Source organism: Ruegeria sp. E1 (genome assembly GCF_056534225.1).
The window spans coordinates 1-12,688 of sequence record NZ_JBQFPE010000006.1 but is presented as its reverse complement, the minus strand read 5'-3'; the positions used below and the strand labels follow the sequence as shown (position 1 = coordinate 12,688).

15 protein-coding genes are annotated in these 12,688 nt (G+C 57.5%); 10 read left to right on the top strand and 5 right to left on the bottom strand.

Annotated elements, in window-relative coordinates:
• Position 1: 1 nt before the first annotated feature.
• Positions 2–598: a LysE family translocator gene (locus tag ACR0FG_RS08810; RefSeq protein WP_480892595.1), complete on the bottom strand. Its 597-nt coding sequence runs from the start codon at positions 596–598 to the stop codon at positions 2–4.
• Between the two features lie 73 nt (positions 599–671).
• On the opposite strand from ACR0FG_RS08810, the gene ACR0FG_RS08805 reads away from it, so the two are divergent.
• Positions 672–1,124: an Lrp/AsnC family transcriptional regulator gene (locus tag ACR0FG_RS08805; protein WP_170713798.1), complete on the top strand. Its 453-nt coding sequence runs from the start codon at positions 672–674 to the stop codon at positions 1,122–1,124.
• A gap of 119 nt (positions 1,125–1,243) precedes the next feature.
• A complete protein-coding gene (locus ACR0FG_RS08800; protein WP_480892111.1) occupies positions 1,244–1,822 on the top strand; it encodes a PA14 domain-containing protein in 579 nt (192 codons plus the stop codon).
• Between the two features lie 50 nt (positions 1,823–1,872).
• Here ACR0FG_RS08800 and ACR0FG_RS08795 read toward each other — a convergent pair whose 3' ends face one another.
• Entirely contained in the window at positions 1,873–2,835 is a 963-nt protein-coding gene (locus ACR0FG_RS08795; protein WP_480892109.1) for an L-malyl-CoA/beta-methylmalyl-CoA lyase, read from the bottom strand.
• A gap of 296 nt (positions 2,836–3,131) precedes the next feature.
• On the opposite strand from ACR0FG_RS08795, the gene dgcN reads away from it, so the two are divergent.
• The 3 genes from dgcN to ACR0FG_RS08780 all read left to right on the top strand — a co-directional run bounded on the left by dgcN (position 3,132) and on the right by ACR0FG_RS08780 (position 6,063).
• Entirely contained in the window at positions 3,132–4,133 is a 1,002-nt protein-coding gene (gene dgcN / locus ACR0FG_RS08790) for an N-acetyltransferase DgcN (protein WP_480892108.1), read from the top strand.
• 93 nt (positions 4,134–4,226) lie between these two features.
• A complete protein-coding gene (gene dgcA / locus ACR0FG_RS08785) occupies positions 4,227–5,192 on the top strand; it encodes an N-acetyl-D-Glu racemase DgcA (RefSeq protein WP_480892106.1) in 966 nt (321 codons plus the stop codon).
• A 10-nt stretch (positions 5,193–5,202) separates the two neighbouring features.
• Complete coding sequence (locus ACR0FG_RS08780) at positions 5,203–6,063, top strand: D-amino-acid transaminase (RefSeq protein ID WP_480892103.1); 861 nt, start codon at positions 5,203–5,205, stop codon at positions 6,061–6,063.
• A 44-nt stretch (positions 6,064–6,107) separates the two neighbouring features.
• Here ACR0FG_RS08780 and ACR0FG_RS08775 read toward each other — a convergent pair whose 3' ends face one another.
• Both ACR0FG_RS08775 and ACR0FG_RS08770 read right to left on the bottom strand, forming a co-directional pair.
• Positions 6,108–6,422, bottom strand: coding sequence for a DUF1244 domain-containing protein (locus tag ACR0FG_RS08775; protein ID WP_480892101.1), 315 nt, complete (start codon positions 6,420–6,422; stop codon positions 6,108–6,110).
• Between the two features lie 67 nt (positions 6,423–6,489).
• On the bottom strand, positions 6,490–7,227 hold the full coding sequence (locus ACR0FG_RS08770) for an N-formylglutamate amidohydrolase (protein WP_480892100.1): 738 nt from the start codon (positions 7,225–7,227) through the stop codon (positions 6,490–6,492).
• 116 nt (positions 7,228–7,343) lie between these two features.
• Between ACR0FG_RS08770 and pyk the strand changes: the two genes are divergently transcribed.
• The 5 genes from pyk (at position 7,344) to rplT (ending at position 11,802) form a co-directional block, all read left to right on the top strand.
• On the top strand, positions 7,344–8,789 hold the full coding sequence (gene pyk, locus ACR0FG_RS08765) for a pyruvate kinase (RefSeq protein ID WP_480892098.1): 1,446 nt from the start codon (positions 7,344–7,346) through the stop codon (positions 8,787–8,789).
• A 243-nt stretch (positions 8,790–9,032) separates the two neighbouring features.
• Complete coding sequence (locus tag ACR0FG_RS08760; RefSeq protein WP_170713816.1) at positions 9,033–9,470, top strand: universal stress protein; 438 nt, start codon at positions 9,033–9,035, stop codon at positions 9,468–9,470.
• Positions 9,471–9,483: 13 nt separating this feature from the next.
• Complete coding sequence (locus ACR0FG_RS08755) at positions 9,484–11,037, top strand: alanine/glycine:cation symporter family protein (protein ID WP_480892095.1); 1,554 nt, start codon at positions 9,484–9,486, stop codon at positions 11,035–11,037.
• Positions 11,038–11,221: 184 nt separating this feature from the next.
• Positions 11,222–11,422, top strand: coding sequence for a 50S ribosomal protein L35 (rpmI, locus tag ACR0FG_RS08750; protein WP_010443552.1), 201 nt, complete (start codon positions 11,222–11,224; stop codon positions 11,420–11,422).
• Positions 11,423–11,436: 14 nt separating this feature from the next.
• Positions 11,437–11,802, top strand: a complete 366-nt coding sequence (rplT, locus tag ACR0FG_RS08745) for a 50S ribosomal protein L20 (protein WP_152457001.1) — start codon at positions 11,437–11,439, stop codon at positions 11,800–11,802.
• Positions 11,803–11,932: 130 nt separating this feature from the next.
• On the opposite strand, the gene ACR0FG_RS08740 is transcribed toward rplT, so the two are convergent.
• On the bottom strand, positions 11,933–12,385 hold the full coding sequence (locus ACR0FG_RS08740; RefSeq protein ID WP_480892593.1) for a DUF6998 domain-containing protein: 453 nt from the start codon (positions 12,383–12,385) through the stop codon (positions 11,933–11,935).
• Positions 12,386–12,688 lie beyond the last annotated feature (303 nt).

Below are 12,688 nucleotides of genomic sequence, written 5' to 3'. Positions count from 1 at the left end.
ATCAGCCGGGCCAAAGGACCGGATACAGCGACGCCACAAGCAGCGCTGCCATGGTCCAGTTGAACGCCAACAACCGGCGCGGATTCGTCAGGAACCGCGCCATCTGCTGCCCCAGAATGGTCCAAGTGCTGACCGAGGGCAGATTAATCACCCCGAACACCAGTGCGACGATCACAATCGCACTCAGTGTGTGTTCTGGGGTGTAGGCCGTGGTTGCCGTCAACGCCATTGCCCATGCCTTGGGGTTCACCCACTGAAACGCTGCGGCCTGCAGAAATGTCATGGGCGAGCCCTGGGTATCACCGCCCCGCGCCGGTGCGGCATGGGCGATCTTCCATGCAAGGTACAGCAGATACACAACTGACGCGATTTTGAGGATTGTGTAGCTGATGGGAAACCGGTCAAAGACCTGCACCAGCCCTGCGCCCACCAGCAGCACCATGAACGTGAATCCCAACCCGATCCCCAGCATATGCGGCACCGATCGGCGGAACCCGAAATTCGCACCCGAGGCCATCAGCATCAGGTTGTTGGGCCCCGGCGTGATTGATGACACGAAGGCAAAGATGATCAGGGCCATGAGGATGTCATAGGTCATAAACGGCATGATTGCAGCGAATTGGCCAAATGAAATTGCGTTATCATGCAAGTTCTGACTATCCTCGCAACAAATGACCAATATCGACAAAATAAACCAACAAATATTGCGCGAATTGTCCCTCAATGGTCGGATCAGCAACCTGGAGCTTGCGGACCGCATCGGCCTGTCACCGTCGGCTTGTCTGCGGCGCGTGCAAGAGCTTGAGCGATCTGGCGTCATCTCGGGTTATCGCGCCGTCCTGAACCCGGCAGCGTTGGGTGTTGGCTTTGTTGCCTATATCGGCGTTGGTCTGGGCGAACATACCAAAGCCGCGCAGGAAGGGTTCGAGCGGGCGCTGCAACGTGCCCCGGAAGTGGTTGAATGCCACAACATCACCGGCACCATCGAATACCTGCTGCGCGTTGAATGCGCCGACCTGCCGTCGTACAAGACCTTTCATACCGAGGTGCTGGGCACCCTGCCCCATGTCACCTCGATCACCTCGTATGTCGTGATGGGGTCGCCCAAGGATCTGCGGGCATAGCGCAATAATGTGAAGTTTATCCTTCTTGCAGGGTAAAAAATCACGCCCTAGTGTCATGTTAAAGATGTTGCCAGCATTGGCGAAACTGCCGGATGCTGCGTTCACTCAGGGAGAAGACCATGAAACTTGCCCAGACCGGCGGACTCGCAGCCACCCTTGCGATGCTGGCGGGTGCCGCACTTGCCGCCCCGTTAAAGCTCCAACCTGCCAGCCCGCAGCCCTCGCCGCAGGCGGGACTGAATGTCAAATATGCGTGGGAAGGCAACCCGCCCCGCAAGATTCAGAACCTGGCCAAGGTCGACTTTCTTCTGAAAAAGGCCAAGCCGGGCAAACCCTTGCGCGGCCTTGACTACCGGGACACGAACGAAGGCGATCCGGTAATGACCTTCAACCAAGCCTTCAATGTTGCTGCCGAGATCACTGGGTACATAAAGTTTGACGCTCCGGGCGTTTACGAACTGGAAACATGGTCCAATGACGGGCTCGACGCCTGGGTTGGCGGTCAGCAGATCGGTTATGTTAACGGGCGGCAACCTTGTGAAGCCAATCAACGTACCGAGGTCGAGGTGCCGCAAGCAGGTTGGTACCCGCTGAAGATCAAATATTTCCAGAAATACGGAACCGCGTGCCTGATGATGAAGTCAGGCAAGAAAGGTGAGCGGATCACCTGGACTCCGAACAACGTCTTTGGCCGCTGAACGGTCTTGACCAAGCAACAGGGCGCTCAAATGAGCGCCCTTTCTGTCTGTTAGCCACCCGCAGCTATCAACTCGGCCTGCGCCACGATCACCTCGGCCTGTTTGATCGAGGCGATATCGACCAGACGACCCTTGTAGACCGTTGCCCCTTCGCCATTGGCCTTGGCCTGTTCCATCGCGGCCAGAATCTCGCGCGCCTCGGATACTGCTTCATCCGATGGGGTGAAAACCTCGTTGGCTAACGCGATCTGTTTGGGGTGGATGGCCCATTTACCCACCATGCCCAAAGTGGCCGATCGTTTGGCCTGCGCGATGTAACCGCCGTCGTCCGAGAAATCACCGAAGGGGCCATCAACCGGCAGAATGCCATGAGTCCTGCACGCGGCCACGATGGCCGCCTGCGCCCAGTGCCACGGGTCGGACCAGTGCTTTTCACCCTCGCGCAGCATGTAATAGTTTTCCTGCGTGCCGCCGATACCTGTGGTCTGCATACCCATCGAGGCGGCAAAATCCGCTGCCCCAAGGCTCATCGCTTGCATACGGGGTGACGAGGCCGCGATAGCTTCGACATGAGCGATCCCGGCGGCGGATTCGATGATCACCTCGAACGATACCGGCTTGGCCCGACCCTTTGCTCGCTCAATGGCTGTAACCAGCGCATCGACGGCATAGACGTCCTCGGCACATCCGACCTTGGGGATCATGATCTGATCCAGCCGGTCACCGGCCTGTTCCAGCAGGTCGACCACATCGCGGTACCAATAGGGCGTATCCAGCCCGTTGATCCGTACGGACATGTATTTGCTGCCCCAATCAACGGTATTCAGCGCCTCAATCACGTTGGCGCGGGCGATGTCCTTGTCCGACGGCGCCACCGAATCCTCGAGATCCAGATTGATGACATCCGCCGCCGAGGCCGCCATTTTCGGAAAAAGTTTGGTGTTCGAGCCGGGGCCGAAAAGTTGACAGCGATTGGGTCGGGCCGGAGCGGCGGGCTGAATACGGAAACTCATCGGGGCCTCACTTGAGCAATGAAATTACGATTTTCTTCTTCAATTGGGTATTAAATTACGCACCCCCACGCAAGCATCATTGTGCACCTGCGGCAATGCAAATGCAGAAAGTTTCAGATTTAGTCCATTTTAAAGTGCTGAAAGTTTGATCACTTTGTAAACTTCGGACATTTTTGCGCGTTTCTACAAATCAACGCAATATCTTCTCGCAACTTCGCGGCGCGTGGGTGGAATTTGGTAAGGTCTCGTTGAATGGCTTGATTAGGATTTCCTTCGAGTTACAGGAGTGCAGCGCGATGATCGAGACACCGTATCTGTTGTTTTTGGGCGATGCGCCCGACCAGCTGGCCGCCAAAGTAGCCATCGGGATCAAGGATTGGCGGCCAGAAAATGCCGTTGGTCAGTTCCGTATGGATGGCTGTAAGGCCGATCTGGGCCTGAAGGACATGGATCTGATCGAAGCCCGCGAGGCCGGGGCCAAGACGCTGGTTATCGGCGTGGCCAACCGGGGCGGTATAATCAGCCAGGAATGGAAAAAGGTTCTGGTGATGGCGCTGGAAGAGGGGTTCGATTTAGCCTCGGGCCTGCACAACCTGCTGCGAAATGAGCCCGATCTTGTCGCTGTGGCCGAAGCCACCGGTCGCAAACTGCACGATGTACGCATCCCCGAGGTCGATTATCCCATCGCCAACGGCATCAAGCGCACAGGCAAACGGTGTCTGGCCGTCGGCACCGATTGCTCGGTCGGCAAAATGTATACGGCGATGGCGATGGATGCCGAGATGCGCCAGCGCGGCATGAAATCTACCTTCCGAGCCACTGGCCAAACCGGCATACTGATCACCGGCGACGGGGTGCCTCTGGATGCTGTGATTGCGGATTTCATGGCCGGATCGGTTGAATGGCTGACGCCTGACAATGACGCCGACCACTGGGATCTGATCGAAGGTCAGGGGTCATTGTTCCATGTTTCTTTTTCCGGCGTGACCATGGCGCTGATCCACGGTGGCCAGCCGGACGCCCTGATTTTGTGCCACGAACCGACGCGCGTCCACATGCGCGGGCTGCCCACTTATCAGTTGCCTTCGCTTGAGACCGTGCGGGATACGGCGCTGCAGATGGCCCGGGTAGCAAACCCTGCATGTCAGGTCGTGGGTGTTTCGGTGAACACGCAGCATATGACCGAGGCGGATGCGACAGCCTATCTGGCCAAAGTCGAGGCCGAGATGAACCTACCTGCCACCGACCCGTTCCGCTTTGGCGCGGGCAAACTGGTAGACGCGCTGGCGGCGATATGATCAGAACGACCCGTCTGGGGCTGGATGAGATTTTTCGTCGAAAAATCTCTGCCTCCGGCGGGAGTATTTGAGAAAAGATGAAGGAGCGGGCGCGTGCAGGTTGAAGTCTCTCGTGATGTGTTTCGGCTGGCGCAGGTGTTTACCATCTCGCGTGGGTCGCGGACCGAGGCGAAAGTGCTGACAGTACGGCTTTCCGAAGGGGCGCATCAGGGGTGGGGCGAATGCGTGCCTTATGCCCGATATGATGAGACGCTGGACTCGGTTGAAGCTGAAATCATGAGCCTGCCCGAAGAGTTTACGCATCAGTCGCTGATGGAACTACTGCCAGCAGGGGCCGCACGCAACGCGGTCGATTGCGCATTGTGGGATCTCGAGGCCAAGCGCGCGGGTAAACGCGTCTGGGAACTGGCTGGCCTTTCCGTTCCGGGCCCTGAGATCACTGCATATACCCTGTCATTGGATACCCCAGACGCCATGCGGGCTCAGGCCGCCGAGAACGCGTTTCGGCCTTTGTTGAAAATCAAGCTGGGTACGCCGGATGACATGCCTAGACTTGAGGCTGTGCGCGCAGGCGCGCCTGAGGCACGGATCATTGTCGATGCCAACGAAGGCTGGTCGGCCGAGGTCTATGCGGACCTTGCCCCGCATCTTGTCCGGCTGGGTGTAGCACTGGTCGAACAACCCCTTCCCGCCGGCCAGGACGAGGCGTTGATCGGGATGGACCGGCCCGTCCCCGTTTGCGCCGACGAATCCTGTCATGACCGCGCCAGCTTGGCTGCTTTGAAAGGAAAGTATGACGTGGTCAACATAAAGCTCGACAAAACCGGCGGCCTGACCGAAGCGCTTGATCTGCGCAGCGCAGCGCTGGCTGAGGGGTATGATGTCATGGTCGGCTGCATGGTTGGCAGCTCGCTGGCGATGGCCCCGGCGACGCTTGTTGCACAGGGTGCGATGGTAACGGACCTTGACGGGCCGCTTCTTCTGGCAGAAGACCGTGACACACCGCTGATATTTGATGAGGCCGGAGTACACCCGCCCAAAGCGGCGCTCTGGGGCTGAGGAGACATAGATGACCCGTACCGTTTACGTGAATGGCGAATTCCTGCCTGAAACCGAAGCCAAGGTTTCGATTTTTGACCGTGGTTTCCTGTTTGCCGACGCGGTTTACGAAGTGACCAGCGTTCTGGATGGCAAGCTGATCGACTTTGACGGCCACGCCGTGCGCCTCAAGCGGTCGCTGGATGAGCTTGAGATGGCCGAGCCCTGCTCGAAGGACGAACTGCTTGAGATTCACCGCAAGCTGGTCGAACTGAACGGCATCGAGGAAGGGTTGATATATCTGCAGGTCAGCCGGGGTTCAGACGGCGACCGGGATTTTGTGTTTCCCGCAGCAGATATTAAACCCAGCCTCGTGCTGTTTACCCAGAACAAACCGGGCCTTGCCGACAGTCCCGCGGCCCAAAAAGGCGCTAAGATCATCTCGATCGAGGATATCCGCTGGGGGCGCCGCGACATCAAGACCGTGCAACTGCTGTACCCGTCGATGGGCAAGATGATGGCCAAGAAGGCAGGTTGCGACGATGCCTGGATGGTCGAGGATGGCTATGTGACCGAAGGCACCAGCAACAACGCCTATTTCGTCAAGAACGGCAAGATCGTCACCCGCCCACTCTCGAACGACATCCTGCACGGCATCACCCGCAAAGCGGTTCTGCGCATGGCGGCCGAGGCGCAGATGGAGGTCGAAGAACGCCTGTTCACAATTGATGAGGCCAAAGAGGCCGACGAGGCCTTCACAACTTCAGCCAGCGCCTTTGTGATGCCCGTGGTCGAGATTGACGGTGTGGCGTTGGGTGATGGCACCCCCGGCCCCATCGCCAAACGGTTGCGTGAGATTTATCTAGACGAAAGCCGCAAGGCAGCGATCTAAAGAAAAAGGCCCGCCGATCTGGCGGGCCTTTTTCGTTGGGGGGGTTAGCCCTTTTTGGTGACGTTCTCTTCGAACGCAACCTTGAACGCGGCCTGCTTTTCGGGGCTGGCCTCGGTTTGATAGTTGGCTTTCCATTCATCCATGGTCATGCCGTAAAATATCTGACGCGCCTCGTCCTTGCCCATCTCGATGCCTTTTTCATTGGCCGCTTCCTGATACCAGCGCGACAGGCAGTTGCGGCAGAACCCGGCCAAATTCATCATGTCGATGTTCTGAACGTCAGTTCGATCTTCCATCAAGTGCTTTTGCAACCGACGGAAGGCGGCGGCCTGAAGTTCGATTTCGGTTTGTTGGTCCATGATAGGCTCCGGAATTGTGGCGGTTTCCTACCCGAGGTAGCAACCCCGCGCCCAGCTTTCAACAAGACTACAATTCGCTTGCAACCAGTGCGTCCTGCAAAACAACCGCCAACCGCTCGGCCCAAAGACGCTGACCCGCGTGATCTGCGATCAGGTCGTTGCGCAGCTCGATCAGTGCGTTGGGACGACCAAAGGCGGTGCAGTGCTTGTCAATCGCATCGCCCGGCAGAACACCGGTATAGGGTTCATTGACCCCCACACACAAATCGCCTTCGGCTTCCAGCCGGTCAATCAAAGGGCGTGAGAAACGCTCATCAGGGGTATGCAGCACGCCGATATGCCAGGGTCGTGGCTCGCGCCCACGCAATTGTCGCGTGAAAGAGTGCATCGAAATCACCACGGCATGAGGCAGCGACGCCAACCCGGCCAATGCCTCGTGATACCGGCGATAGCAGATGTTCAGGCGCCGCTCGCGCTCAGCTGCATCGGCGTGGCGATTGCCCGGAATGATCGAGCCGTCATACAGTTTCATCAACAGCGTCGGATCGTCCTCACCCCGGTTGGGGTCGATCACAAGGCGTGAGAAGTTGGCGGCAATCACCGGTGCATTCAAAATCTCGCCCAGATGTTTCGAAACCTCATAAGCACCGACGTCATAAGCGATGTGCCGTTCCATATCCTCACGCGGAAGGCCAAGGTCGCCGCCGTTGACTTCGGGCGGCACGGTATTGGTTGCATGGTCGCAAGTGATCAGCCAGCGGGATGGACGATCTGCACCGTGCACAAAAAACGGGGTGTATGTCATGAGCCTGTCATCTAGTTTGTCGCAGGTGTAGGGCAGTTGCTTTGGAATTGGAATTGCGCAATAACCACCCAAGCTATGTTTGCGGTAACATTCGACGCTTAAGGAGAAGATGATCAATGCGACGCCTGAGAAATGTGAAAATTGTGGCGACGCTTGGTCCGGCGTCGAGTGACTATGATACGATCCGCGCCCTGCATGAGGCTGGTGCAGATGTGTTCCGCCTGAACATGAGCCACGGTAGCCATGATGAAATCCGCGAACGCCACCGCATCATCCGTCAGATCGAAAAGGATCTGGACAGCCCGATTGCGATTTTGGCGGATTTGCAGGGACCGAAATTACGTGTCGGTGTGTTTGCAAATGACGCAGAAGAACTTGAGGAAGGCGCAGCGTTTCGTCTGGATCTTGATCCCGAGGCCGGTGACATCAACAGAGTCTGCCTACCCCACCCTGAAATTTTTGCAGCGCTGGAACCCGGTGCCAGATTGTTGATCAATGATGGTAAAATCCGCCTGATCGTAAAGGAATGCGGTCAAAATTTTGCCAATTGCACGGTTGAGGTCGGCGGTACGATTTCTAACCGCAAGGGTGTGAATGTGCCGGATGTGGTGCTGCCGCTGGCGGCCCTGTCGGCCAAGGACCGTGACGATCTGGAATTTGTCTGCCAATTGGGTGTCGATTGGCTGGCGCTTAGCTTTGTGCAGCGCGCCAAGGACGTGTTCGAGGCGCGTGCGCTGGCCGATGGTCGCGCTGCTATCTTGTCCAAGATCGAAAAGCCTGCGGCGATTGAAGCCTTTGACGATATTCTCGACGCCTCGGACGGCATCATGGTTGCGCGGGGCGATCTGGGCGTGGAATTGCCCGTGTCGGCGGTTCCTCCGATCCAGAAACGCCTCGTGCGTCGGTGTCGAGCCGCCGCCAAACCTGTGATCGTCGCGACGCAAATGCTGGAAAGCATGATCGAAAGCCCAATGCCGACCCGCGCCGAGGTCTCGGACGTGGCCACCGCGATCTATGAGGGCACGGATGCGATCATGCTCAGCGCTGAATCAGCTGCCGGGTCTTATCCGATCGAAGCGGTCCAGACGATGAACAAGGTCGCCATCGAGGTCGAGGCCGACCCGACCTATACGCAGATCATCGCCGCCTCCCGAACTGCACAGGGCACAACCATCGCCGACGGCATCGTGGCCGCCGCGCGTGAGATTGCCGAGAAAACCGATATCAAAGCAATCTGCTGTTTCACCCAAAGCGGCACCACCGCTCTGCTGACGGCCCGCGAGCGGCCGGGTGTGCCGATCATTGCCATGACGCCTGCAACCGGTACCGCACGTCGTCTATGCCTTAGCTGGGGCTGTCACTGCGTAATGACACCCGAGCTCGAGCGGTTCAAAGGTGCAGTGGTCAACGCCGCCAGAACCGCGCGCGCGGCTGGGTTTGCGACGGAACAGGACCAGATCGTCGTGACTGCGGGTGTTCCATTCAACGTACCGGGAACGACCAATATTCTACGTATCGCGCCCTGTGATGAACGCCTGATCTACAACACCGATCCGGGGTAAGACCGGATCGGTACATCGGTTTCAATTTGAGATTATGGCGGTTGCACATTTTTTAGGCGCAATTTTACATTATTTTTCAGGGCATTATGCTTTTTAAGGTTGCGCCCCGAAATTAGCCCTCTGTTTTTCCGTGTTTTTTCGGGATACTTGCCCTTAGGGCAGTCCACTCAAGCAAGCTCCAGGTTCCGGCTGCCCTGCCGGGGGCGTGGGCCTCGGCCAAAGCAACAATAACGGAGGAACGAGATGACAACGAAAATTGTCATAGGACTGGACGGGACAGAAACCGGAGAGCGCGCGATCGCCTTTGCCAAAGACATGGCCGAGCGGATCGGTACATGCGAATTGCTGGTGGTCTACGTCATTGAATGGTCTCCATTTACCTTTCAGACCCCGGAGGAGAACGCCTTGCGCCACAAGCGGCGCGAAGAAGAGGTCGAACTGGCCACGACACGCGTCGTAACACCTGCCGTCGACGCGCTTACGTCGGCCGGGTTCACGGCACACGGCATCGTCCGTCACGGCGATGTGGCGGAAACTCTGAACGCGATCACCGTCGAAAACGGCGGATCGCAGATCGTCGTCGGTCGATCCTCGGCAGATGGGTTCAAGAAACGCCTGTTTGGCAGTTCGACGCAGAATCTGGTCATGCACGCTGACGTGCCTGTCACGGTCGTAAACTGAGGGGAGGAAAGTCATGAAAACACTAAGGTATCTGGGTTTTTCCGCCCTTACAGCGACCCTGTCAGCCAATGCGGCTGCGGCGCAAGAAGCCATGGGGCTGGATGAAAAGATCAATCAGGCTTTCGCCGACTTTACCGGTCCGTTTGTCAGCTTCATATTCGCACCGTTCCCCGGAACAGGCTTTCCATGGATCGTGGGCTGGCTGGTGATCGCGGCCACTGTATTCACGCTGTATTTTGCTTTCGTGCAGCTGCGGTTCTTCAGCCATGCAATCAGTCTGGTCAAAGGTGATTATTCTGACCCCAATGATGCGGGTGAGGTCAGCCACTTTCAGGCGCTGGCAACGGCGCTGTCAGGTACGGTTGGTCTTGGTAATATCGCCGGTGTGGCGGTGGCCGTCGGTATCGGTGGACCGGGCGCAACCTTCTGGATGATCGTCGCGGGCCTGCTGGGCATGGCGTCGAAATTCACCGAATGTACGCTGGGCGTGAAATACCGCAACGAATACGAGGACGGCACCGTTTCGGGTGGTCCGATGTATTACATGTCGAAAGGGTTCAACGAGTTGGGCCTGCCGGGCGGTAAGATACTCGCGGTTCTGTTCTCGATTTTCTGTATCCTTGGCGCGCTTGGCGGGGGCAATATGTTCCAGGCCAATCAGGCGCACCAGCAGATCGCGGGCATTACCGGAGACTACCCTGGCTGGATCACCGGCTTGGTCTTTGCGGGCATCGTCTTTGCGGTGATCGTGGGTGGTCTGAAATCCATCGCCCGCGTGACCGAGAAAGTCGTGCCCTTCATGGGTGTGATGTATGTGCTGGCCGCGCTGGTCATCATCATCATGCACGCGGATCAGATCGGCTGGGCCTTTGGTCAGATCTTCGCAGGTGCCTTCACTGGTCTGGGCGTAGCTGGCGGCATGGTCGGCGCACTGATCCAGGGCTTCCGCCGTGCGGCTTTCTCGAACGAAGCAGGCGTGGGTTCTGCGGCCATCGCCCACTCGGCAGTCCGGACCAAGGAACCGATCACCGAGGGCTTTGTATCGCTGCTTGAGCCGTTCATCGATACGGTCGTGATCTGCACGATGACAGCGCTGGTGATCATCATCACCCAGCAGTTGATCATTGATCCGGATACCGGCAAGTACATGCTGAACGAAGCAGGTAATGCGATTGCCACCGTAGACGGCAATTCGGGCGTCAGCCTGACTTCGGCTGCCTTTGCAAGCGCCTTTGGCTGGTTCCCATATGTGCTGGCCATTGCGGTTGTGCTGTTCGCATTCTCGACCATGATCAGCTGGTCTTACTATGGCCTCAAGGCCTGGACCTATCTGTTCGGCGAAGGTCACACCAAGGAGCTGGTGTTCAAGGTCATCTTCTGCATCTTCGTTGTCATCGGAGCTGCGGCCAATCTTGGCCCGGTCATCGACTTCTCGGATGCGGCAATCTTTGCCATGGCGGTTGTGAACGTCTTCGCGCTCTACTTCCTGATGAAAGTGGTGCGTCAGGAGTTGGCCTCCTACGCCGAGCGGCTGAAGAGCGGCGAGATCCGCAAATTCGAGCACTAAACCAAACCACCGGGGCGGCGCGCGTCGCCCCGGTGCCTTACGGACCTTGCGAAAAGCGCAGATTCTGGTCCAAACCCCCTTGCCAGTATGACCGAACTTGCGTAAACGGCGCATCTGTTGCGTGACCGGCCGAGATGGCATGCCGAGTCGCGTCTGAAACCGAACCTGAGAATAGGAGACGGAAATGCCTAAGATGAAGACGAAATCGAGCGCCAAAAAGCGCTTTAAGGTGACTGCGACCGGTAAGGTCCTTGCTGGCCAGGCCGGCAAACGGCACGGCATGATCAAGCGGACCAAAAAGTTCATCCGCGACGCCCGTGGCAACACCACCCTGTCCGCCCCCGACGCCAAGATCGTCAAGGGCTACATGCCCTACGACCGCTAAGAGGAGATTAAGAGATGTCCCGCGTTAAAGGTGGAACCGTAACTCACGCCCGTCACAAGAAGGTCATCAAGGCCGCCAAAGGTTACTATGGCCGCCGCAAGAGCACCTTCAAGGTTGCCCGTCAGGCCGTCGACAAGGCCAACCAGTATGCAACCCGCGACCGCAAGAACCGCAAGCGCAACTTCCGCGCGCTGTGGATCCAGCGCATCAACGCTGCTGTCCGTTCGCATGACGAGGCTCTGACATACTCCCGCTTCATCAACGGCCTGAACCTGGCCGGTATCGAAGTGGACCGCAAAGTTCTGGCTGATCTGGCCGTGCACGAACCGGAAGCGTTCGGCGCGATCGTCGCCAAAGCTCAGGCCGCTCTGACAGCCTGAACCTCTTTCGAGAGACAGTGAATGAAAGGCCGTCCCACTCGGGGCGGTCTTTTTTTTTCGGCTTTGCGCCTGTTGGCTGAATCGGGTGGCGTTGCACTAACGCGTCACAGATCGACCCTGAGTGTCAACCTCACGCGAGCAAAGGAAGCCTGTCAACATCGCGAACCTTTAGATCCGCGTTTCGAATCTGACCGTTAGACAACGAGCGCTGTCCCTTAAACCCTTCGGGCAGCATGTCAAAGGCAATACTTTCCGGCCCGTTGAAAACCAGCTCGGCCTGCAGATTTTCAAGATCTATCTCGAAGAATAGAAGATGATCCGCACGAACGGCCGTATTGCGAAAAGCGGGGCCGCGTTTGGTGACGGTCGCTTTCACCTGAACGCTCGTGCCACCACAGAACCCATCTATGCCCTGGGTCGCCTTGCGGCTCTCGAGGACCATCCCGAAACTCTCGACCGCAAGCGCCTCACCAAGATCGCCAACCAGATTGCCATCGAACGTAAAGGCAAGCCCGACCGGCGAACCCCGCATTTGAAGGCACTTGGCATAGTGATCCTTAAGTGCATTTCTGGCGGAGACCAGATCAGCAATCGCTTCGGAAGAGCGAAGAATCGGTTTGGAGTCTTGAAATTCATACGGGCCTTAAAACGATGACAGATTTCAGTTTTCACCAACGTAAAACACTTTTGCAGTGCTCGTACGTGGGACTTTTTATCCCAGCATACCAATATGTTACGGGACAGGAATAGCGCTTGAGTTACGCGCAACGGGTTTGGCATCACTCTGGCTGTAAATGGTGCCCGGGGGCGGTGTTCTATTCCCGTTACAGGCACTTCTTCAGCCGGTCTCTCCAGCAAAACAAGGGGTATGCGACGGGCTGTATCG

Bases quoted from the DNA above. Each gene is read 5' to 3' on its own strand.
- ACR0FG_RS08810 (WP_480892595.1), bottom strand. From the start codon at position 598: ATGACCTATGACATCCTCATGGCCCTGATCATCTTTGCCTTCGTGTCA.
- dgcN (WP_480892108.1), top strand. From the start codon at position 3,132: ATGATCGAGACACCGTATCTGTTGTTTTTGGGCGATGCGCCCGACCAG.
- ACR0FG_RS08805 (WP_170713798.1), top strand. From the start codon at position 672: ATGACCAATATCGACAAAATAAACCAACAAATATTGCGCGAATTGTCC.
- ACR0FG_RS08760 (WP_170713816.1), top strand. From the start codon at position 9,033: ATGACAACGAAAATTGTCATAGGACTGGACGGGACAGAAACCGGAGAG.
- ACR0FG_RS08780 (WP_480892103.1), top strand. From the start codon at position 5,203: ATGACCCGTACCGTTTACGTGAATGGCGAATTCCTGCCTGAAACCGAA.
- ACR0FG_RS08795 (WP_480892109.1), bottom strand. From the start codon at position 2,835: ATGAGTTTCCGTATTCAGCCCGCCGCTCCGGCCCGACCCAATCGCTGT.
- pyk (WP_480892098.1), top strand. From the start codon at position 7,344: ATGCGACGCCTGAGAAATGTGAAAATTGTGGCGACGCTTGGTCCGGCG.
- rplT (WP_152457001.1), top strand. From the start codon at position 11,437: ATGTCCCGCGTTAAAGGTGGAACCGTAACTCACGCCCGTCACAAGAAG.
- ACR0FG_RS08770 (WP_480892100.1), bottom strand. From the start codon at position 7,227: ATGACATACACCCCGTTTTTTGTGCACGGTGCAGATCGTCCATCCCGC.
- ACR0FG_RS08775 (WP_480892101.1), bottom strand. From the start codon at position 6,422: ATGGACCAACAAACCGAAATCGAACTTCAGGCCGCCGCCTTCCGTCGG.
- ACR0FG_RS08800 (WP_480892111.1), top strand. From the start codon at position 1,244: ATGAAACTTGCCCAGACCGGCGGACTCGCAGCCACCCTTGCGATGCTG.
- rpmI (WP_010443552.1), top strand. From the start codon at position 11,222: ATGCCTAAGATGAAGACGAAATCGAGCGCCAAAAAGCGCTTTAAGGTG.
- ACR0FG_RS08755 (WP_480892095.1), top strand. From the start codon at position 9,484: ATGAAAACACTAAGGTATCTGGGTTTTTCCGCCCTTACAGCGACCCTG.